This window comes from Streptomyces sp. NPDC028907 (assembly GCF_055564995.1).
The window spans coordinates 98,909-119,659 of the sequence record NZ_JBVHVE010000002.1 but is presented as its reverse complement, the minus strand read 5'-3'; the positions used below and the strand labels follow the sequence as shown (position 1 = coordinate 119,659).

Annotated in this window: 21 protein-coding genes, 1 pseudogene and 1 riboswitch; of the genes and pseudogenes, 17 read left to right on the top strand and 5 right to left on the bottom strand. The window is 70.7% G+C overall.

Features of this window, described 5'->3' with window-relative positions; translation table 11 throughout:
• Window positions 1-6: 6 nt before the first annotated feature.
• On the bottom strand, window positions 7-426 hold the full coding sequence (locus ACZ4UU_RS04950; RefSeq protein WP_468036520.1) for an SgcJ/EcaC family oxidoreductase: 420 nt from the start codon (window positions 424-426) through the stop codon (window positions 7-9).
• A 132-nt stretch (window positions 427-558) separates the two neighbouring features.
• The gene (locus ACZ4UU_RS04945) at window positions 559-1,269 is read right to left on the bottom strand and encodes a TetR/AcrR family transcriptional regulator (RefSeq protein ID WP_468036519.1); all 711 of its coding nucleotides are present in this window, start codon (window positions 1,267-1,269) and stop codon (window positions 559-561) included.
• Between the two features lie 113 nt (window positions 1,270-1,382).
• Between ACZ4UU_RS04945 and ACZ4UU_RS04940 the strand changes: the two genes are divergently transcribed.
• Complete coding sequence (locus ACZ4UU_RS04940) at window positions 1,383-2,264, top strand: SCO6745 family protein (RefSeq protein WP_468036518.1); 882 nt, start codon at window positions 1,383-1,385, stop codon at window positions 2,262-2,264.
• Window positions 2,265-2,451: 187 nt separating this feature from the next.
• Here ACZ4UU_RS04940 and ACZ4UU_RS04935 read toward each other — a convergent pair whose 3' ends face one another.
• A complete protein-coding gene (locus ACZ4UU_RS04935; protein WP_468036517.1) occupies window positions 2,452-2,637 on the bottom strand; it encodes an Rv0909 family putative TA system antitoxin in 186 nt (61 codons plus the stop codon).
• A 219-nt stretch (window positions 2,638-2,856) separates the two neighbouring features.
• Between ACZ4UU_RS04935 and ACZ4UU_RS04930 the strand changes: the two genes are divergently transcribed.
• Together ACZ4UU_RS04930 and ACZ4UU_RS04925 are read left to right on the top strand one after the other, a co-directional pair.
• The gene (locus ACZ4UU_RS04930) at window positions 2,857-3,633 is read left to right on the top strand and encodes an HNH endonuclease family protein (protein WP_468036516.1); all 777 of its coding nucleotides are present in this window, start codon (window positions 2,857-2,859) and stop codon (window positions 3,631-3,633) included.
• Between the two features lie 79 nt (window positions 3,634-3,712).
• Entirely contained in the window at window positions 3,713-4,456 is a 744-nt protein-coding gene (locus tag ACZ4UU_RS04925) for a GNAT family N-acetyltransferase (protein WP_468036515.1), read from the top strand.
• A gap of 42 nt (window positions 4,457-4,498) precedes the next feature.
• On the opposite strand, the gene ACZ4UU_RS04920 is transcribed toward ACZ4UU_RS04925, so the two are convergent.
• Window positions 4,499-4,783, bottom strand: coding sequence for a hypothetical protein (locus tag ACZ4UU_RS04920; protein ID WP_468037911.1), 285 nt, complete (start codon window positions 4,781-4,783; stop codon window positions 4,499-4,501).
• Here ACZ4UU_RS04920 and ACZ4UU_RS04915 point away from each other — a divergent pair.
• From ACZ4UU_RS04915 to ACZ4UU_RS04860, 12 genes and pseudogenes are all read left to right on the top strand, one after another.
• Window positions 4,727-5,263, top strand: a pseudogene (locus tag ACZ4UU_RS04915) (restriction endonuclease subunit S domain-containing protein); the annotation flags it as partial. The gene ACZ4UU_RS04920 and the pseudogene ACZ4UU_RS04915 sit on opposite strands and share 57 nt — an antisense overlap.
• Before the next feature lie 176 nt (window positions 5,264-5,439).
• On the top strand, window positions 5,440-6,108 hold the full coding sequence (locus tag ACZ4UU_RS04910) for a hypothetical protein (RefSeq protein WP_468036514.1): 669 nt from the start codon (window positions 5,440-5,442) through the stop codon (window positions 6,106-6,108).
• Between the two features lie 38 nt (window positions 6,109-6,146).
• On the top strand, window positions 6,147-7,640 hold the full coding sequence (locus ACZ4UU_RS04905; RefSeq protein ID WP_468037850.1) for a protein kinase domain-containing protein: 1,494 nt from the start codon (window positions 6,147-6,149) through the stop codon (window positions 7,638-7,640).
• Window positions 7,641-7,815: 175 nt separating this feature from the next.
• The gene (locus tag ACZ4UU_RS04900) at window positions 7,816-8,454 is read left to right on the top strand and encodes a SurA N-terminal domain-containing protein (protein WP_468036513.1); all 639 of its coding nucleotides are present in this window, start codon (window positions 7,816-7,818) and stop codon (window positions 8,452-8,454) included.
• 70 nt (window positions 8,455-8,524) lie between these two features.
• Complete coding sequence (locus ACZ4UU_RS04895) at window positions 8,525-9,520, top strand: nucleoside triphosphate pyrophosphohydrolase (RefSeq protein WP_468036512.1); 996 nt, start codon at window positions 8,525-8,527, stop codon at window positions 9,518-9,520.
• A complete protein-coding gene (locus tag ACZ4UU_RS04890; protein WP_468036511.1) occupies window positions 9,517-10,827 on the top strand; it encodes a cytochrome P450 family protein in 1,311 nt (436 codons plus the stop codon). Before ACZ4UU_RS04895 ends, ACZ4UU_RS04890 begins: the two co-directional genes overlap by 4 nt.
• 166 nt (window positions 10,828-10,993) lie before the next feature.
• Window positions 10,994-12,049, top strand: a complete 1,056-nt coding sequence (locus tag ACZ4UU_RS04885; RefSeq protein WP_468036510.1) for a LysM peptidoglycan-binding domain-containing protein — start codon at window positions 10,994-10,996, stop codon at window positions 12,047-12,049.
• A 209-nt stretch (window positions 12,050-12,258) separates the two neighbouring features.
• A riboswitch (cyclic di-AMP (ydaO/yuaA leader) is annotated at window positions 12,259-12,458 on the top strand.
• A gap of 4 nt (window positions 12,459-12,462) precedes the next feature.
• On the top strand, window positions 12,463-13,146 hold the full coding sequence (locus ACZ4UU_RS04880) for a transglycosylase family protein (RefSeq protein ID WP_468036509.1): 684 nt from the start codon (window positions 12,463-12,465) through the stop codon (window positions 13,144-13,146).
• Window positions 13,147-13,461: 315 nt separating this feature from the next.
• Window positions 13,462-14,748, top strand: coding sequence for a phosphopyruvate hydratase (gene eno / locus ACZ4UU_RS04875; RefSeq protein ID WP_468036508.1), 1,287 nt, complete (start codon window positions 13,462-13,464; stop codon window positions 14,746-14,748).
• Between the two features lie 128 nt (window positions 14,749-14,876).
• Window positions 14,877-15,356, top strand: a complete 480-nt coding sequence (locus tag ACZ4UU_RS04870; RefSeq protein WP_234765881.1) for an FtsB family cell division protein — start codon at window positions 14,877-14,879, stop codon at window positions 15,354-15,356.
• Between the two features lie 30 nt (window positions 15,357-15,386).
• Window positions 15,387-15,926: a DUF501 domain-containing protein gene (locus ACZ4UU_RS04865; RefSeq protein WP_468036507.1), complete on the top strand. Its 540-nt coding sequence runs from the start codon at window positions 15,387-15,389 to the stop codon at window positions 15,924-15,926.
• Window positions 15,923-16,894, top strand: a complete 972-nt coding sequence (locus ACZ4UU_RS04860) for a Ppx/GppA phosphatase family protein (RefSeq protein WP_468036506.1) — start codon at window positions 15,923-15,925, stop codon at window positions 16,892-16,894. The genes ACZ4UU_RS04865 and ACZ4UU_RS04860 overlap by 4 nt, the downstream gene beginning before the upstream one ends.
• Before the next feature lie 77 nt (window positions 16,895-16,971).
• On the opposite strand, the gene ACZ4UU_RS04855 is transcribed toward ACZ4UU_RS04860, so the two are convergent.
• Window positions 16,972-17,211 (bottom strand): hypothetical protein, encoded by a 240-nt coding sequence (locus tag ACZ4UU_RS04855; protein WP_468036505.1) that lies wholly within the window; start codon window positions 17,209-17,211, stop codon window positions 16,972-16,974.
• 563 nt (window positions 17,212-17,774) lie between these two features.
• Here ACZ4UU_RS04855 and ACZ4UU_RS04850 point away from each other — a divergent pair.
• Window positions 17,775-19,151 carry an NAD(P)/FAD-dependent oxidoreductase gene (locus ACZ4UU_RS04850; protein ID WP_468036504.1) on the top strand — a complete coding sequence of 459 codons (1,377 nt, stop codon included), beginning with the start codon at window positions 17,775-17,777 and terminating at the stop codon, window positions 19,149-19,151.
• A gap of 273 nt (window positions 19,152-19,424) precedes the next feature.
• Window positions 19,425-20,723: a class I SAM-dependent methyltransferase gene (locus ACZ4UU_RS04845; RefSeq protein ID WP_468036503.1), complete on the top strand. Its 1,299-nt coding sequence runs from the start codon at window positions 19,425-19,427 to the stop codon at window positions 20,721-20,723.
• The last annotated feature ends 28 nt before the right edge of the window (window positions 20,724-20,751 follow it).

The window sequence follows — 20,751 nt, the reverse complement described above, 5'->3', positions numbered from 1 at the left end:
GGTGCCCTAGTCGACCCGTACCTCGGTGTTCTGGCAGGCGTGCAGCAGCCAGCGTCCGTCGGGCTGCTTGGTCATGACGTAGAGCGGGGCACCCTCGGTGTCGGGTTCGCCGTCCGGTGAGTGGTAGACCTGCCGGACCTTGACGGCCGCCACGTCGGGCCGCAGGAACCGCGTGTGCGCCACCTCGTAGGTGACCTCGCCGTCCCAGCTCGCGGCGGGCAGCACGGCACGGGTGAACTCGGCGATGGCGTCGAAGCCGATGAGGACCTTGCCGTGGCCGGTCGTCCACAGGGCGTCGGGGTGGAACAGGGCGAGGAAGCCTTCGGCGTCCTTGGCACGCTGGGTGCGTTCGACGGTGGCGACGACCTCGGTGATTGCGTCGAGGTCGGTGCGTCCGGTGGCTGCGTGCGCGGTTTCTGTTGACATGTGGATCACTCTGGTTCCTCAAGTGCACTTGAGGTCAAGGGGTTCAGAGGGTCCGGGGGAGAGAGCTCGGGGACTCAGGGCTTGGGGGCTCAGGGCTCAGGACTCAGGGCTCGGGGCTCGGGGCTCGGAGGCTCAGGGGGTTCGGGGCTCGCTCGGCGGCTCGCCGCGGAACAGTGTCGCCGCCAGTGTCCGGAACACCTCCTCGGGATCCCTGTCGCCGACCGGCCCGTCCAGGTTGTGGCCGAGGAGCAGCGTGGCGAAGCCGTGCGCCAGGGACCAGGCGGCCACTCCGGCCAGACGTGCGTCGACGCCGAGAGCCTCGGGTCGTACGCCGGCCACGGCCGCGCGCAGGGCGTCCCCGGCCAGGGCGCGGGCGGCGGTCAGCTCCAGGTCGTCGGCGCGCAGTAGTTCGGGTGTGAACATCACCTGGAAGTGCGCCGGGTGCTCGCGCGCGAAGCGGACGTAGCGCACACCGGCGTCCTTCAGGTCCGCGGCCTCGTGGAGCGTCCCCGCGAGCAGTCCGAACCCCTCGGCGGCGATCGCCGTGAGCAGCCCGGTGCGGTCCTTGAAGTGGTGGGCCGGCGCCGCGTGCGAGACACCGGCGCGGCGGGCGAGATCTCGCAGGCTCAGCGCGGACGCTCCGTCGGCTGCGATGACGTCCAGCGCTGCGGTGAGGATGGCCCGGCGCAGGTCGCCGTGGTGGTAGGGGCGACGGGGGCCGGAAGAGCTGCGAGGGCCGGAAGAGCTGCGGGAGCCGGACGGGTTGTCGGGGCCGGACGGGCTGTGGGGTGGCGGCTGCGGGGCCGGGGCCGGGGCATCGGACGGCTGCGGTGCTGGGGGCATGGTCAGCAGCGTACCTGCAATCTAGTCATTGACAAGTTTCGACGTGCGGGGGCAAACTTGTCAGTGTCAAGTTGCAAGCCTCGGGCGACCGGGATTCTGAAACGGGGTGTGTCGTGACGCAGCACGAGGGACATCTGGCACTGGATCACGTACGTCAGCTCTGGCACCTGCTGGAGCCGCTGCACGCGGTGCTGTACTACGCGCCGGAAGCCTTCGAGGAGGCCGCGGCACTGGGGTACGCCACCGCGGAACGCTGGCCGAGCTACTTCCCCTACCGGGCAGCGCCGTTGGGGGCGGTCGATGCGCGGCAGGTGGCGTCCGCGTTCTACAGCTTCAGCCCTCCCATGGTCGCCGCACACATCGACCCGGCATGGAAGACCGCGAGCCCGGAGGCGCTCCTCAAGGCGCGGGCGCGCGGGATCGACCGGGCCTACCGCGCGATATTCGGCGACCGGACGGACAGTTCCGAACTCGCGGAAGCCGCGGCCCTCGCCCGCCGTGCGGCGGAGGCGGCGGACACCGCGGGCCGCCCGCTCGCCGCGGCCAACGCCGCCCTGGACTGGCCCGAGGCCCCGCACCTCCAGCTCTGGCGCGCGGCGACACTCCTGCGCGAACACCGCGGAGACGGCCACCTGGCGGCCCTGATGGTGGCCGGCCTCGACCCTGTCGAGTCCCTGGTCTCCTTCGCCGCTATAGGGGCCGCGTCGGCCGAGCGCTTCGAGAGCCGCGGCTGGACCAGGCGAGAATGGGCGTCCGCCCAGGCGCGCCTCGCTGCCCGGGGGTTGGTCGACGCCGACGGTGCGGCCACGGAGGCGGGTCGTGAACTCCGTCGCACCGTCGAAGAACAGACCGACCGACTCGCGGCAGCGCCCTGGCAGGCACTGACGCCGGACGAGGCCGCCCGCCTCGTGGAGCTGCTGGGGGAGTTCTGGGTGGCGGTGCTGTCCTCCGGCCTGCTGCCGTCGGAGACGACGCTGGGGATCGGGAAGGTCTGAGGGCACCGGCCGGCCTCCCGGCAACCGAGAGGCCGCCCACCGGAGACGGATCTCCGCGGGCGGCCCTTCTCAAGACGGTCCGATGAAGGCCGGCCGTGACGTGGGCGCCGGGACATGACCTGCTGAGGTGTGCCCCCGCCTCGGGGTCCTGCCCGACGGACGCGTGGTCCTCCGGGAACTCCGGCCGCTACTGCTGCTCGGGCGGCCGGTCGCGGTCCATGCCGATTCCGCGCTCCATGCGCTGCTGCGCGTCGTCGACCTGGCTCTCGTACTTGTTGCCCGTCTTCTCGTTGGCCTGCCGCTCCGCGGCGTCGGACATGTCCCTGGCCTTGTCCTGCGCGTGACGGTTCTTGAACCTGTCGAAGATGCCCATCCAAGAGCTCCTTCCGGAGGTGACTCACCACCGACCATACGCCCGGGTTGTGAGGTATGCGCGCTTGGTCCGATCGTGGCCTGTGCCTGCTGAGGTCTGGACCTCTTGAATGCCGCCGTGCGCCGGGTCGCTACCGTGTGCACGACGGTGTGCCCGGGGAGAACCGGGAAAACCGCCTGTGCGGGGCGGAGCGGAACGGGGCGCAAGGGGAGGGGACGCATGGTGAGGCGTCGAAGGGGCGGGGCGGCGGGCGCCGCGGCGATGCTCGGCATGGTGCTGCTACTGGCGGGCTGCGAGGACGTCGATCTGCCGTCGGCCGGAGCCGAGCCCTCCGGCTCAGCCCCCGCCGCGGGCACCGGCCGCGCGGTGAGCCCACTGGACAACCCCGACGGCACGAAACCCGGACTCGCGCCCCTCACCTCGGACGCCGACCGGGCCGAGGCGCGGGCCCTCATCGAGAAGGTGGCGACCAAGGGCCGCGGCCCGAAGACGGGCTACGAGCGGGACGAGTTCGGCTACGCCTGGATGGACTCGGCCCCGGGCGGCATACCGTTCGCCCGCAACGGTTGCGACACCCGCAACGACCTCCTTCAGCGCGACGGCGAGGACGTCCGCTTCCGCTCCGGCTCGGACTGCGTCGTGGCCTCGATGACCCTGCACGATCCGTACACGGGCCGGACCATCGACTGGGCCAAGTCCCGCGCCACGACCGTGCAGATCGACCACGTCATGCCGCTGTCGTACGACTGGCAGATGGGCGCCTCCCGCTGGCCGAAGGGCAAGCGCCAGGACATCGCCAACGACCCTCTCAACCTCATACCGGTCGACGGCCCCACCAACAGCTCCAAGGGCGACTCCGGCCCCGCCTCCTGGCTGCCCCCCAACAAGCGGATCCGCTGCTCGTACGCCGTGCGCTTCGCCCAGGTGTCGCTGAAGTACGAACTCCCGGTGACGGCCGCCGACAAGGAGATGATGCTGGAGCAGTGCGGAGGCTGACCCGGCGTGCGTCGCGATGTCGGGCGGCGCGCGGAAAACCGCTGGTCGGTGCGGTCGCCCCGCCCCTACGGTGGCGGGTATGCAGCTGAAGGTATCGAGCCTCGCCGAACGCCCCGGGATGCTCGACCGGGTCATGGAAATGCCGGACACCTGGCCCGAGTTCACGACCCAGGACCCCGTGGGCAACGCCCACTACGGCCGGATCCCCCGTGAACTCCCGGAGTACGCGCTGTTCGCCGAGGACGAGCGGGGCGAGGTCGTGGCCCATGCCTACAGCGTCCCCTTCGCCCTCGCCGCCGAGGGCCGGGGCCGACTGCCCGCCCGGGGCTGGGACGAGGTGCTGGTGTGGGCCTTCGCCGACCTGCGCCGCGGCACCCCTCCCGACACCGTCAGCGCCATCTCCGTCGTCATCGCCCCGCACGCCCAGGGCGCCGGCCTGTCCGCCCGCATGCTCTCCGCGCTGCGCGACAACGCCCGGGCCCACGGCTTCCACGAGGTCGTCGCCCCCGTCCGCCCCAGCGCCAAGCACCTCGAACCGCACACCCCCATGGAGGAGTACGCCCGCCGCGTACGCCCCGACGGCCTGCCCCACGACCCGTGGCTGCGCGTCCACGCCCGCGCCGGCGCCACCATCGAGTCCATCGCCCCGGCCTCGATGACCGTCGCCGGCTCCCTGGAGCAGTGGCGGGGCTGGACCGGACTGCCCTTCGACGAGGCGGGTGACATCGAGGTGCCGGGTGCGCTGATGCCCGTGCGGTGCGAGCCGGAGCGGGACCATGCGGTGTACGTCGAGCCCAACGTGTGGATGCGGCACCCGCTGTGAGCCGGCCCGGGACGCGCCGACGACGCGCCCCGCGACGTCGGGTCAGCCGGACTTCTTCCAGTCCTGGCAGCCCGCGGTCTTGAAGTACGCGTCCGAGGCGCTGATCGTGACGACGGCCGAACCGGTCACGTCGTCGTTCGCGATGATCGACTCCAGACCGTGGTCGGCGTCCTTGGCGCGCTCCCAGTAGCAGGAGTCGTCGGTGTTGCCGCTGGACTTGTAGGTGCCGGGGGCGATGTCGACGCCGACTCTGAACATGCCGCCGTCGCCGGACATCTCCGTGGCGGGGGCGCCCTGGTGATGCGGACCGGTGGAAACGGCGGCCACGCGCGCGTGCCCGTGCTCACCGACAACGACGTGCTCTCCGGAACGGCTCCCTCCGGGACGTTGCCCGAGAGCGACGAGGAGGCAGTGCTGACCGAGCCGGGCGATGTCGTCGTGCCGGTGCTCGGCGGCGGCTCCATCGCGCGCGTGATCGACGACGCGACCGCGGGCGCCGCCCTCGGGCGCAACCTCGTGCTGCTGCGCCCCGACCCCACGGCGGTCGACCCCTGGTTCCTGGCCGGTTTCCTGCGCGGCACCGCCAACAACCGCCAGGCCAGCAGCTACGCCTCCACCGCCACCCGCCTCGACGTGCGCCGGCTCCAGCTGCCCCGGCTCCCGTTCGACGAACAGCGCCGCTACGGCGCCCGCTTCCGCGCCCTCGACGAGTTCGAGCGGGTGCTGCGGCACGCGGGCCGGCTGGGGGAGCGGCTCGTGCGGGGCATGTACGACGGGCTGACGGACGGGACGGTCGCGCCCGACTGAGCGGCGAGCCGAGCGGTACCCGTCCGGAAGCCCGGACTCCGCCCGACCTGCGCCGTCTTGCGAAGTGATCAGCACGACAACGGTTCGGTACAACCGGTGACCGTATGTCGGTGTCGACCTATACGCTCGAAGCGTCCGTCGCACCACCGCACTTCAGCCACCGATCGGGAGCAGCCATGCAAGGCCACGGCTACACGCAGCCGGTGAAGCAGCCGCCGCCCACCGGGTGGCTGGTCTTCCTGCGCGTGTTCTTCGTCGTGATCTCGGTGCTGAGCTTCGGCCTGCTGGCGTGGACGATGATGCTGCGCCTGGCCATCGTGACCCGCAAGCCGCTCGACTGGGGCCTGTTCGCGGCGTCGATCGTGGTGGAGTTCGGCGGCCTGATCCTGATGGGTTCCGAGCCCGGCGACGAGATCCACACCGCGCGCGGCTGGACGGGCCTCGCGCTCGTCCTGGGCGGCATCGTGGCCGCCATCGCGTACTACCTCTCCGCGGACATACGCCACTTCCACCAGCTCCGCTACCCCGGCTACGTTGCCCAGCGGCCCCCGGTCGCGGCCCCGGCGTACGGCTATCCGCAGCCCGGTTCGCCGTACACCAGCACGGCGGCGCCGCAGACGCCCCCGCTGCCCCGGGCCCCGACAGCGCACACCCCGATACCGAACACCCCGACACCGAACACCCCGGCGCCCCACGACGCCGTCCCCCACACCCCCGTACCGCCGCCCCCGCAGCGCCCCGCGCCCGCGCGGATCGACCAGGTGCGTGCCGAGCTCGACGAGCTCAGTGACTATCTGCGCCAGCACGACGGCCGACAGGACGGCAACCACGAGGGCGGAAGGTGACCGTGGCGACAGGACGTGTCGTCGCCGGCCGCTATGAACTGTCCACGCTCATCGGACAGGGCGGCATGGGACAGGTGTGGACGGCCTACGACCAGCGACTCGACCGGCGTGTGGCGGTGAAGCTGCTGCGCCCCGACAAGGTGGCCGGGCAGGAGGCGGACGAGCTGCGCCGCCGGTTCGTGCGCGAGTGCCGGGTGACCGCACAGGTCGACCACCCCGGCCTGGTCACGGTGCACGACGCGGGCAGCGAGGGCGAGGAGCTGTTCCTCGTCATGCAGTACGTCGACGGCGCCGACCTCTCCGACCATCTCGCCGAGCACGACCCGTACCCCTGGCAGTGGGCGGTCGCGGTCGCCGCGCAACTGTGCGCCGTGCTGAGCGCCGTGCACGCCGTGCCGATCGTCCACCGCGACCTCAAGCCGCGCAACGTGATGGTGAAGCAGGACGGCACGGTCACCGTCCTCGACCTCGGCGTCGCCTCCGTCATGGACGCCGACACCACCCGTCTCACCCACACCGGCACCCCCATCGGCTCGCCCGCCTATATGGCCCCCGAGCAGGCGATGGGCGGCGCGGTCGGCCCGTACACCGACCTGTACGCGCTCGGCGTACTCCTCCATGAACTCCTCAGCGGCGACGTGCCGTTCTCCGGTTCGACGGCGCTCGGCGTGCTGCACCGGCATCTGTACGAGCCGCCGCTGCCCGTGCGCCGTGTCCGCGCCGAGGTCCCCGAGGCACTCGAAGCCCTGGTCCTGCGGCTGCTGGCGAAGGACCCGCAGCACCGGCCCGCCTCCGCGCAGGAGGTGTACGAGGATCTGGCGGAGCTGCTGCCCGCGCGCGGGACGCCCACCGGCTCGCCGCTGGACCCCACCCGCCCCTTCCTACGCCCGCACGCTCCCTGGCCGGACCGCGCCCGCACCCCCGCGCCCCAGCCCGCCCCGGTCACCCCGGTCGCGCCCGCCACCGAGAAGCCGGACGTCGCGCGCGCCGTCGACGAGGTCAAGCGTCTCCTCGGCGAGGGCCGTATCACCCAGGCCGTCGACATCCTCGGCGCGATCCTGCCCGCCGCCGCCGAACAGCACGGCGAGCACTCCCCGGTCGTGCGCACCCTGCGCAAGCAGTACGCCGCCACCCTCATGGACGACGGCCAGTACCGGCGCGCGCTGCCCGAACTGCGCCGTCTCGCCGACGAACGCGCCGCAGAGGCCGGGCAGGCCGACCCGCAGTCCCTGCGCTTCCGCCTCGACGCCGCCCAGTGCCTGGAACAGCTCGGTGAACCGGCGGCCGCGCTCGCCGAGTACCGGACGCTGCTGCCGTACTACGAGAACCAGTACGTCTCCGGCGACCCCCAGCTCGCCCACGACGTCCGCCGCCGCATCGGCCACCTGCTGCTCGCCCTCGGCGACCGCCCCGCCGCCCACGACACCCTGGCCCGGCTGCTGCTCGACGTGGAGCGCCTGCACGGGCCGGGCCATCCGCTCGCCGGCGAGGTGCGGCGGACGCTCCAGTGGCTGGGGCAGGTGCGCGGCTAGGACGTACCCCGCCGGACTGGGACCAGCAGGCCCAGTGGGCCGGGTGGGGGTGCTTCGGTGCCCGAACTCCTGGCGAATCGTTGGTCGAATGGGTTGGCCAGAGCTTGCCCACTGCCTACCATCGATCACCGCAAGACTTTGTGCACCGCCGCACAAGCTTCCTCGGGAGGTCTCCTTGCACCGCCGCCGTCGTACCGCGCTCCTCCTCTCCGCCGCGATCGTCGCGGCGCCTCTGCTCACCGCCTGCGGAAACGATGCGCATGCCGGCGCGGCGGCCGTCGTCGGCGGCCAGCGGATCACCGTCGCGCAGCTGGAGAACCGGGTGAGCGAGGTCCGTGCGGCACAGCGCGCCGCCGTACCGGACGACGCCCAGTACGCGCAGGTCATCGCCAAGTCCGGCACTCTCCCGCGCGACGTCCTGCACACCATGGTCCTCGACCAGGTGCTGCACCGCGCCGCCCAGGACGCGGGCGTGACCGTCACCCGCAAGGAGCTCCAGCGGATGCGCAGCGGCCTGGAAGGGCAGGTCGGCGGCGCCAAGGCGCTGGAGACGGCCTGGCTCCAGCAGTACGGCATCCCGCCGCAGCGCCTCGACGAGAACCTCCGCCTCCAGCTGGAGGCCCAGAAGCTCGCCACCTCGCTCGGCACCGACACCGGCAAGCCCGCTTTCTGGAACGCCCTGAGTGAGGCGTCCAAGAAGCTCGACATCGACCTCAACCCCCGCTACGGCACCTGGGACGTCCAGAAGAGCGGCCGGGCCGACGCGAAGACGCCGTGGGTGCGCGAGGTGACGGCGGCGCAGCAGACGACGTAGCTGTATGGCGTAGCCGTCCTGCCTGTGGATAACTCGGGGGGCTGTCGGCGAGGTGGGTTACGTTCGGATCGTGAACGCAACCAGTCCCGAAGCCGCCCCCGGCCGCATCGTCCTGCTCACCACCAGCCACCGCGTCGCGCCCGGTCTGCTGTCCTGGCCGGCCTGGCAGGCGCTGCACGCGGCCGACCGTGTGCTGTGCGCGGACGGCGCGCATCCGCAGCTGCCGTATCTGCGCGAGGCAGGGATAGCGGTCGACGAGGCCGCCCCGACCGCCGAGCAGCTGATCGACGCGTGCGCCGGCGGCCGCACGGCCGTGGTCGTGGCCACCGGCGAGGGCGAGCCGGCCCTCACCGACGGCCTCGCCCGCCTCGCGGGCACCGGCCGGGTGCGCATGCCCGAGCTGGAGCTGCTCCCCGCTTCCTACGACCTGCCCGGCGCCCGTCTCCTCGACCTCGTGCAGGTCATGGACCGGATCCGTGCCGAGTGCCCGTGGTCCTCCCAGCAGACCCACAAGGGCCTGGCGAAGTACGGCATCGAGGAGGCCTACGAACTCGTCGAGGCCATCGAGGAAGGCGACCGCGACGAGCTCCGCGAGGAACTGGGCGACGTTCTGCTGCAGGTCGTCTTCCACGCCCGTATCGCGGAGGAGGACGCGGACGCGCCCTTCTCCATCGACGACGTGGCCGGCGGCATCGTCACCAAGCTCATCCACCGCCACCCCCATGTCTTCGGCGACGAGACGGCGACCACCCCCGAAGAGGTCAAGGAGCACTGGCTGCGCACGAAGGCGGTCGAGAAGCAGCGCGAGTCGGTGACGGAGGGCATCCCCCTCGGCCAGCCGGGCCTCGCCCTCGCGGCGAAGCTGGCGTCCCGGGTCAGAACGGCGGGCCTGGAGGTACCCCTGCCGACCGGCGAGGGCCTGGGCTACGAGCTGCTCGCCCTGGCGGTCCGCGCGGAGGCGGCCGGGGTGGACCCGGAGGCGGCCCTCAGGGTCGCGGCTCGGGCGTACAGGGATGCCGTGCGGGCTGCGGAGGGGCTGACACCTCCGGATACCGTCGAGGAGTGACTGACCAGCCCGACCTCACCAGCAGCACTCCCACCAGTACTGCCCCCACCAGCGACACCCCCGCACCCCCCGACCTCTTCACCTGGGAGTTCGCCACCGACCCCTACCCCGCCTACGCCTGGCTGCGCGAGCACGCGCCCGTCCACAAGACGCGGCTCCCCAGCGGCGTGGAGGCCTGGCTGGTCACGCGTTACGCCGACGCCAAGCAGACGCTCGCCGACAACCGGCTCTCCAAGAACCCGGCCCACCACGACGAGCCCGCGCACGCCAGGGGCAAGACCGGTATCCCCGGGGAGCGCAAGGCCGAGCTGATGACGCATCTGCTCAACATCGACCCGCCGGACCACACGAGGCTGCGCAGGCTCGTCTCCAAGGCGTTCACGCCCCGCAGGGTCGCCGAGTTCGCGCCCCGGGTGCAGGAGCTCACCGACCAGCTCATCGACCGGTTCGCCACCGAGGGAACCGCCGACCTGATCCACGAGTTCGCCTTCCCGCTCCCCATCTACGCGATCTGCGACCTGCTAGGCGTTCCCCGCGAGGACCAGGACGACTTCCGTGACTGGGCGGGCATGATGATCCGCCATCAGGGCGGCCCCAGGGGCGGGGTCGCCCGGTCCGTGAAGAAGATGCGGGGCTATCTCGCCGAGCTCATCCACCGCAAGCGCGAGGCACTCCCCGACACCCCCGCCCCCGGCGAGGACCTCATCTCCGGCCTCATCCGCGCCTCCGACCACGGCGAGCACCTCACCGAGAACGAGGCCGCGGCCATGGCCTTCATCCTGCTGTTCGCCGGCTTCGAGACGACCGTCAACCTCATCGGCAACGGCACCTACGCCCTGCTCACCCACCCCGAGCAACGCGCCCGCCTGCAGACGTCCTTGGCCGCCGAGGAGACCGGCCTCCTCGAAACCGGAGTGGAGGAACTCCTCCGCTACGACGGCCCCGTGGAACTCGCCACCTGGCGCTTCGCCACGGAGCCGCTCACCCTGGGCGGCCGGCACATCGCGCCCGGCGATCCCGTCCTCGTCGTCCTGGCCGCCGCCGACCGGGACCCGGACCGCTTCGCCGACCCCGACGTCCTCGACCTCGCCCGCCGCGACAACCAGCATCTCGGCTACGGCCACGGCATCCACTACTGCCTCGGCGCCCCGCTCGCCCGCCTGGAGGGCCAGACCGCCCTCGGCACGCTCCTCACCCGCGTCCCGGACCTCCGACTCGCCGTGGATCCGGGCGAGTTGAGATGGCGCGGCGGACTCATCATGCGCGGACTGCGCACCCTTCCGGTGGAGTTCACCCCGGTTGGGTGAGTGCGTCCCCTCGGCAAACATGACACGCGCTCTTGTCTGTGATCTTCACGTGATCTGCGCGGCATTAACTTGTGACAAGTGATCGTCTGCCGCTACGTTCACGCATCAACGTCGGCGTCCAGGTTTCACGCGCCGCGGTCACCGCTGTCTCGCGAAAGGTCCCCGCATGCTCTCCGGGAACGGTCGTCACCGTCGCCCTCGTCAGGCCCCGGCCATCCTCGTCGCGGCCGGAGTGACCGGGTCCGCCATCGCCATCCCGATGCTCGGCGCCGCGAGTGCCAGCGCCGCCGACGGCACCGTGTGGGACAAGGTGGCCGAATGCAGGAGCGGGGGATCCTGGAGCGCCGCCGACGAGAGCGCCGGCCGCTACGGCGGACTGCAACTGACCCAGGAGGACTGGGAGAGGTACGGCGGCCTCGACTACGCCCCCAGCCCCGACCTGGCTAGCCGCTCCCAGCAGATAGCCGTGGCCCAGGACCTTCTCGCGGCCCGGGGGACCAGCCCCTGGGGCACCTGCGCGGTGGTCAACGGACTCACCAAGGAATCCGGGGCCCTCGACCTCGACACCGGAGTGGAGGAGGACTCCCCCTCCGAGGTGTCCGGCTCATCCGGCTTGCTCGACTCGCTCAACTCATCCGATTCGTCCAGCTCGTCGAATTCGTCCGAGTCGTCCGGTGGGTCGAACTCGTCCGAGGCGTCGAACCAGAGCGACGACCCGTCCGGCACCCCGAGTGAATCCTCGGATGCTTCGTCCGGGCCCTCGCGGGATTCCTCCCCTTCTTCTTCCTCATCCCCTTCAGCGCCTGCGGCGGATGATTCCGCTAAGTCCGAAACGTCCCCCAGCGTAAAGGCCTCACAGTCGCCCGACCGCTCCCCGGTGGAGGCGATCGGTGGGGACAATCAGGACGATGTGGTGCAGGACGTCGGTTCCTGGAGCCTCGTCGACACCGGGGCGATCGACGCCGAGACGGCCGGCTCCGGGCGGCACCGCGGTCCCAGTGCCGACGAGGGCGAGGCCGACGGCGGTGCCGCCGAGTCCGCCAAGTCCTCCGGGCGCCACGCCTCGTACAGCGTCCGCGCCGGCGACACTCTCGCCTCCATCGCCGACTCCCTTGACCTCGACGGCGGGTGGCGCGCTCTGTACGCGGCGAACAAGGACGCCATCGGCCCTGACGCGAACCACATCTTCGCCGGTCAGACCCTGGACGTCCCTGGCGAATAACGGCTGAACAGGGCGAAATGCAGCGCCAGTTCGCGTCACTATTCGCACCTGAATGTCCGTTTTGAATGCAGTGAGAGATAGATCTCAGAAGCCCTGATCGTCTTTGTAATTCCCGGAATCGCGTGTCTACGGTCATGACCGCTCGCCACCAGTGCGAGCCCCGACAGCCGTCACGCCGAATCCTGCCGGCGGCCGTCCGGGAACAGTCGTCGCGTCAAGCGCCGTAGGCAGGAGCGGGGGACCCAAGGTTTGCGCCGGGTCCGGCAGTTGAGGCCCTTCGGGGCCGCACGGCCGGAGCCGGCTTGGGGTGAAGTCGCGCAGCAGCAGCCGAGAGGCGAGCGTGCGCGGCCGGGCAACTCAACCGGCCCGAACCCGACAGCTCACCTCGTAGGCGTCGGTGAGGGGATCTCTCCATGCTGTTTTCCAGCAAGGGCAAGCACCGTCGTCCGTCCAAGGCCGCTCGCGCCATAGCCGTCGTCGGCGTCACCGGTGCCGCCGCCGTCGCCGCCCCGCTGATGGCGGCCGGCAGCGCCTCCGCCGCCACCGCCTCCGAGTGGGACGCCGTCGCCCAGTGCGAGTCCGGCGGCAACTGGTCGATCAACACCGGCAACGGCTACTACGGCGGCCTTCAGTTCTCCGCCTCCACCTGGGCCGCGTACGGCGGCACGGCATACGCCTCCACCGCCGACCAGGCCAGCAAGGCCCAGCAGATCGAGATCGCCGAGAAGGTCCTCGCGAGTCAGGGCAAGGGTGCCTGGCCGCACTGCGGCACCGGCCTGTCGAGCGCCCCTTACAACGGCTCCGGCGCCTCGCAGAGCACCGAGACCGCCCCCCGCGCCACCGAGGAGCAGCCGGCCTCCCGCTCCGCCGAGCGCCCGGCCGCCGAGAAGAAGTCGACCAAGACCGTCACCACCCCGACCGGCAAGAAGGTCAAGAAGGGCGACGGCGAGTACAAGGTCGTCAAGGGCGACACCCTCAGCTCGATCGCCGAGGCGAAGAAGGTCAAGGGCGGCTGGGAGAAGCTGTTCAAGCTGAACAAGGACATCGTCGAGGACGCCGACCTGATCTACCCGGGTCAGCAGCTGCACCTGAAGTAATACAGGGGGACAGCTGAACCACACCGCCCTCACATCCGTGGACCTCGGAGTGAAGGTCTCGTGAGGGTCACCCCCGTCCCCGCGAACTCCCCGCCTCGGTGCGTCTTCCCCCGTACGCACCGGGGCGGGGTTTCTTGTGCCGGACCGTGTGCGTCGGCCCCTTTTGTGCCGAAGTCTTTGTTCCGTTCGGAAACAATTTACTCTCGGTTCTGTCCCACGGGGCGGTCGACCGCTGGCCGAACGCCCGGAGCCGGTTAGGCTCGTCTCGCAGTACCCACCGCGGACTGCGTACCCGCGTCACATCCCAAGAAGGAGATGCTCGTGCCGTCCATCGACGTCGTCGTAGCCCGGGAAATCCTCGACTCGCGAGGCAACCCCACCGTCGAGGTCGAGGTCGGCCTCGACGACGGCAGCACGGGTCGTGCCGCCGTTCCGTCCGGCGCCTCCACCGGCGCCTTCGAGGCCATCGAGCTCCGCGACGGCGACCAGAACCGCTACCTCGGCAAGGGTGTCGAGAAGGCCGTCCTCGCCGTCATCGAGCAGATCGGCCCGGAGCTCGTCGGCTACGACGCCACCGAGCAGCGCCTGATCGACCAGGCCATGTTCGACCTGGACGCCACCGACAACAAGGCATCCCTCGGCGCCAACGCCATCCTCGGCGTCTCCCTCGCCGTCGCCCACGCCGCGTCCGAGGCGTCCGACCTCCCCCTCTTCCGCTACCTGGGCGGCCCGAACGCGCACCTGCTGCCGGTGCCGATGATGAACATCCTGAACGGCGGCTCGCACGCCGACTCCAACGTGGACATCCAGGAGTTCATGATCGCCCCGATCGGCGCGGAGTCCTTCTCCGAGGCCCTGCGCTGGGGCGCCGAGGTCTACCACACCCTCAAGAAGGTGCTGAAGACCAAGGGCCTGTCCACCGGCCTCGGCGACGAGGGCGGCTTCGCCCCGAACCTGGAGTCCAACCGCGCCGCCCTCGACCTCATCGTCGAGGCCATCAAGCAGGCTGGTTACGTCCCCGGCGAGCAGATCGCGCTGGCGCTCGACGTCGCCGCGTCCGAGTTCTACAAGGACGGCTCCTACGAGTTCGAGGGCAAGTCCCGCTCGGCCGCCGAGATGACCGAGTACTACGAGGAGCTCGTCTCCGCGTACCCGCTGGTCTCCATCGAGGACCCGCTGTACGAGGACGACTGGGACGGCTGGAAGATCATCACCGAGAAGCTGGGCGACAAGGTCCAGATCGTCGGCGACGACCTCTTCGTCACCAACCCGGAGCGCCTGGCCCGCGGCATCGACGAGGGCGCCGCCAACGCCCTGCTGGTCAAGGTCAACCAGATCGGCTCGCTGACCGAGACCCTGGACGCCGTCGAGATGGCCCAGCGCAACGGCTTCAAGTGCATGATGTCCCACCGCTCCGGTGAGACCGAGGACGTCACCATCGCCGACCTCGCCGTCGCCGTGAACTGCGGTCAGATCAAGACCGGCGCCCCGGCCCGCTCGGACCGCGTCGCCAAGTACAACCAGCTGCTGCGCATCGAGGAGATCCTCGACGACGCCGCGGTGTACGCCGGCCGCAGCGCCTTCCCCCGCTTCAAGGGCTGAGCAGGCAGCCGGTCGGGCTGACCGGCTGACCCCCACCTGGGGTGAGCCTTAGCCAGTCGTACGTACGTCCCCGTACTCGGTCCCGTACCGTGTGCGGGGACGTACGCGTGTGAAACGGGAGGCGGGACATGGCCGTCAAGGACCGGGACCGGTTCTCCACCGCGACCAGGATCCGGCTGCTCGGCGAGCAGACCGCGGCCCGCGTCTACCGCTCCCAGACCAAGCGGCAGGCCCGGCGCTCCAGGCTCACCGGACGCGCCGCGCTGCTCGCGCTGGTCGTGTGCTCCATGGTCGTGGCGCTGGCCTACCCCATAAGGCAGTACGTCTCCCAGCGCGCCGAGATCGCCGACATGCAGCGACAGAAGGAAGAGGCCGCCCAGCGCGTCGAGCAGCTGCGCGACCTCAAGGCACGCTGGCAGGACGACGCGTACGCCGAGCAGCAGATCCGGCTGCGGCTGCACTATGTGCTGCCCGGGGAGACCGGTTACATCGTGGTCGACCCGGACGCGGCCAAGCAGGCCCGCACCGACCGGCGCGCGGCCGACCGGCCCTGGTACACGAACATCTGGGACGGGGTCGACAAGGCCGACGCGGCCGCCGACCACTGAGCCCAGCGAGAACCCGATAGAAAGACAGGCATGCACACGCCCCCGCCGCCCACCCCGCGCACCGAGCCCACCGACGCTGACGTCGAGGCCTTCAAGCAGCAGCTCGGGCGCCCCCCGCGCGGGCTGCGCGCGATCGCGCACCGGTGCCCCTGCGGGCAGCCGGACGTCGTCGAGACGGCCCCTCGGCTGCCCGACGGCACGCCCTTCCCGACGCTGTACTACCTGACCTGCCCGAAGGCGTCGTCGGCGATCGGCACGCTGGAGGCGAACGGCGTGATGAAGGAGATGACGGCGCGGCTGGAGACCGACCCGGAGCTGGCCGCGGCCTACCGGGCCGCGCACGAGGACTACATCCGGCGCCGCGACGAGATCGAGGAGTTGAAGGGCTTCCCGAGCGCGGGCGGCATGCCGGACCGGGTGAAGTGCCTGCACGTCCTGGTCGCGCACTCGCTGGCCGCAGGTCCCGGCGTGAACCCGCTGGGCGACGAGGCGCTCGCGATGCTGCCGGAGTGGTGGAGCAAGGGCGCCTGCGTGACGCTTCCGCAGCAGCCCGAGGGGGACGACCAGTGACCCGTGTCGCCGCCATCGACTGCGGTACGAACTCCATCCGGCTCCTCGTGGCCGACGTTGACCCGTCCACCGGCGAACTGGTCGACCTGGACCGCCGTATGACGATCGTGCGCCTCGGCCAGGGCGTCGACCGCACGGGCCGGCTCGCCCCCGAGGCGCTGGAGCGCACCTTCGCCGCCTGCCGGGACTACGCGGCGATCATCAAGGAGCACGGCGCCGAACGACTCCGCTTCGTCGCCACCTCCGCCTCCCGGGACGCCGAGAACCGGGACGAGTTCGTGCGCGGGGTCATGGACATCCTGGGTGTCGAGCCCGAGGTCGTCACCGGGGACCAGGAGGCCGAGTTCTCCTTCACCGGTGCCACGAAGGAACTGGTGGGCCGCGAGGACCTGCACCGGCCCTACCTCGTGGTGGACATCGGCGGCGGGTCGACCGAGTTCGTCGTCGGCGAGGAGCACGTCCGCGCCGCGCGCTCCGTGGACGTCGGCTGCGTACGGATGACGGAGCGCCACCTGGTCCGCGACGGCGTCGTCTCCGACCCGCCCTCCGAGCAGCAGATCGCGGCGATGCGGGCCGACATCGAGGCGGCCCTCGACCTCGCCGAGGAGACGGTGCCGCTGCGCGAGGCGAGGACCCTGGTGGGGCTCGCCGGTTCGGTGACCACGGTGTCGGCCATCGCGCAGAACCTGCCCGAGTACGACTCGGCCCGCATCCACCACTCCCGGATCACCCACGACCAGGTCCGCGAGATCACCGACTGGCTCCTGCGCTCCACCCACGCCGAGCGCGCGACCGTACCCTCCATGCACCCGGGCCGAGTTGACGTCATCGCCGCGGGTGCCCTGGTCCTGCTCGCCGTCATGGAGCGCGTCGGCGCCGAGGAGGTCGTCGTCAGCGAGCACGACATCCTCGACGGCATCGCCTTCAAGGTGGCGGAAGACGCCGAAGAAGGTAAGGGCGGCAACTGACCTGCCGAGACGCGGAACGGCCCCGGTACCTCGCGGAGGAACCGGGGCCGTCGTGTCAGCCCGTGCGGGCTTGTCCGTCAGTTGCAGAGGAGGACGAGGAGGCCACTGCATCCTCCATCGTCACCGTGGTGGCCGTGATGACCGTGGTGGTGGCCGTGGTGGCTGTCCGCGGCCTTTGCGACGACATGCGATGCGGACGTCGCTGCCGCGGCGGACGCGGCGGTCGCCGTCCCCAACGCGAGAGCAATGCCCAGAGCAGCGCCGACCGTGACTATTCGGGAGGTGGCCCGCTGGAGGGCCTTCTGTGAGGTGATCATGGCTGCACGTTATGTGCCTGTCTGATCAATTTGCGCGCGGAGCGTGGCCGACCGAGTGACGGCCATGCGGGGAACGGTGATCGGGGTCGCATCGGCGGGGTGGTCCGGGTCTCGTTCGCTACTGCCCGGTAGTCGCAGACTGAGCAGGTCGGCTAGCGTATGAGCGCTCCCGAGGGGGCCTTTCGCGCCCCTCTGAGACCCCCTGGTGATGCCCGCCGGAGAAAGTTCGTGAAGTTCTTCACAAGGAATTGGGCCCTGGAGGAGCACGGACAGGCGCCGGTTGACCCTTCCGAGGGGTGAACAGGGCCTTGAACATGTTCAGATGGCCGGTGTAAGGAAGGTGCGGGAGGGTCTCCCAGGGAGGCGTTCCAGGTCGCTCACAGAGAGCCCGGAGAGCCAGAGAGGCAGCTCACGCGGCATTGACAACGGGGCGTAACGCTTCCGGGTTCCCGATTGTGACCATGACCTGGGTCACGCGGGCCGGGGAGTGTAGCACAGGGTCTGCAAGAGCTTGTGAAGGGGCGCACGAGCGACCCCCCTGAGGCGGGTGGATACTCGATGGCATGAGCACCACGGAGCGTCCCAGGATCCTCGTAGTAGGCGGTGGGTACGTAGGCCTGTACGCAGCTCGGCGCATCCTCAAGAAGATGCGCTACGGAGAGGCGACCGTCACGGTCGTCGACCCCCGGTCGTACATGACCTACCAGCCCTTCCTCCCCGAAACCGCCGCCGGCAGCATCTCCCCGCGCCACGTCGTCGTCCCGCTGCGACGCGTGCTGCCCAAGGCGGAGGTCCTCACCGGCCGGGTCACCACCATCGACCAGGACCGCAAGGTCGCCACGATCGCCCCGCTGGTCGGCGAGGCGTACGAGCTGCCCTTCGACTACCTGGTCATCGCGATGGGCGCGGTCTCCCGCACCTTCCCGATCCCCGGCCTCGCCGAGCAGGGCATCGGCATGAAGGGCATCGAGGAGGCCATCGGCCTGCGCAACCACGTGTTGGAGCAGCTCGACAAGGCCGACTCCACGACCGACGAGGAGATCCGCCGCAAGGCGCTCACCTTCGTCTTCGTCGGCGGTGGCTTCGCGGGTGCGGAGACCATCGGCGAGGTCGAGGACATGGCCCGCGACGCGGCCAAGTACTACACCAGCGTGTCCCGCGAGGACATGCGCTTCATCCTCGTCGACGCCGCCGACAAGATCCTCCCCGAGGTCGGCCCCAAGCTCGGCCAGTACGGCAAGGAGCACCTGGAGGCCCGCGGCGTCGAGGTCTACCTCTCGACCTCCATGGACTCCTGCGTCGACGGCCATGTCGTGCTGAAGAACGGGCTCGAGGTCGACTCCAACACGATCGTGTGGACGGCCGGCGTCAAGCCGAACCCGGCGCTGTCCCGCTTCGGTCTGCCCCTCGGCCCCCGCGGTCACGTCGACTGCGAGCCGACCCTCCAGGTCAAGGGCACCGACTACATCTGGGCCGCCGGCGACAACGCCCAGGTCCCGGACCTCGTCGGCCGCAAGGCGGGCAACGAGAACGCCTGGTGCCCCCCGAACGCCCAGCACGCGCTGCGTCAGGCGCGCATCCTCGGCGACAACGTGATCTCCGGTATGCGGGGCTTCCCGCAGAAGGACTACGAGCACGCCAACAAGGGCGCGGTGGCGGGCCTGGGCCTGCACAAGGGCGTCGCGATGATCGTCATGGGCAAGATGAAGATCAAGCTCAAGGGCCGTCTCGCCTGGTACATGCACCGCGGCTACCACGGCCTGGCGATGCCGACCTGGAACCGCAAGGTCCGCGTCTTCGCCGACTGGACCCTCGGCATGTTCCTCAAGCGCGAGGTCGTCTCCCTCGGCGCGATGGAGCACCCGCGCGAGGAGTTCTACGAGGCCGCCAAGCCCGTGCCGGCGGCTGAGCCGAAGAAGACCGAGGTGAAGGCTTCCTGACCTTTTCAGGTGGCTGAACCGAACGAAAGACCTCCTGCCGTCCGTGGTGCAGGAGGTCTTTCGGCGTTCCCGGGGGCCGTGCCCCCAGACCCCATCGGCCCGAACGGCCTCGTCCTCGAACTCCCCCAGAGGGGGCACCCCCAGACGGGCCGATGATGTGGACTCCGCACGTATTTTGCCTGGCCGTAACGCGCGTGGGGGACTGCGTCCGAGCCCCGCAGGTGTTTACGTGGTGTTGGACATCCGGGATTCCTCGTCACGGAGGTGTGCGCCATGCCACACGCCGCGGTGCGGCTGAAGGGCCTTCTCGAACAGTTGCTGGGAGTTCCGCTCCCGGTGCGCATCCGCGCCTGGGACGGTTCGCAGTCGGGGCCGCCGGGCGCGCCGACTCTCGTCGTACGCAACCGCCGTGCCGTACGGCGGCTGCTGTTCAAGCCCGGTGAACTGGGCCTGGCCCGGGCCTGGGTGGCCGGGGACCTCGACATCGAGGGCGATCTGTACGCCGCCCTCGATCTGCTCGCGGGGCTCGTGTGGGAGCGCGGGGAGGACGCCCGAAGCCTGGCTCAGGCGCTGCGGGACCCCGAGGTGCGTGCCGCCGTGCGCGGTCTCCTGCGGCTCGGCGGACTTCCGCTGCCGCCCGCGCCGCCCCCCGAGGAGGTGCGCCGGGTCCGCGGCCATCTGCACACCAAACGCACCGACAGACGCGCCATCAGCCACCACTACGACGTCGGCAACGACTTCTACGAGATCGTCCTCGGCCCGTCCATGGTGTACTCCTGCGCCTACTGGTCGGCCCCGCCCCCGGACGGCACCCTCGAAGCCGCCCAGCGCGACAAGCTCGACCTCGTCTGCCGCAAGCTCGACCTCCGTCCCGGCCGGCGACTGCTCGATGTCGGTAGCGGCTGGGGCTCGATGGCCATCCACGCGGCCCGCGAGTACGGCGTGAGCGTCGTCGGCGTCACCCTCTCCCAGGAGCAGGCCGCCTACGCCCGCAAGCGCGTCGCCGACGAGGGGCTCACCGACAAGGTGGAGATCCGCGTCCAGGACTACCGGGATGTCGAGGACGGTCCGTACGACGCCGTCTCCTCCATCGGCATGGCCGAACACGTGGGCGCCGAGCGGTACCTGGAGTACGCCGATGTGCTGTTCGGGCTGCTGAAGCCCGGCGGGCGGCTGCTGAACCACCAGATCGGGCGGCGGCCGCAGCGCGACGAATCCTCGTACCAGGTCGACGAGTTCATCGACTCCTACGTCTTCCCCGACGGCGAGCTCCAGCCCATCGGCGTCACCGTCACCCAGCTGGAGCGGGCCGGGTTCGAGGTGCGCGACGTCGAGTCGATCAGGGAGCACTACGCGCTGACCCTGCGCCGCTGGGTCGACCGCCTGGAGGCCGACTGGACGCGGGCGGTCAAGCTCACCGGCCCGGGGCGCGCCCGTGTCTGGCGCCTCTACATGGCCGCCTGCGCACTCGCCTTCGAACGCAACCGCATCGGCGTCAACCAGGTGCTGGCGATCAGGACGCCCGACTCCGGTGACTCGGGGATGCCATTGCGGTCCCGTACCTGGAGCTGAGACGCCAAGGGCCCCGCTCCCTCCCGGG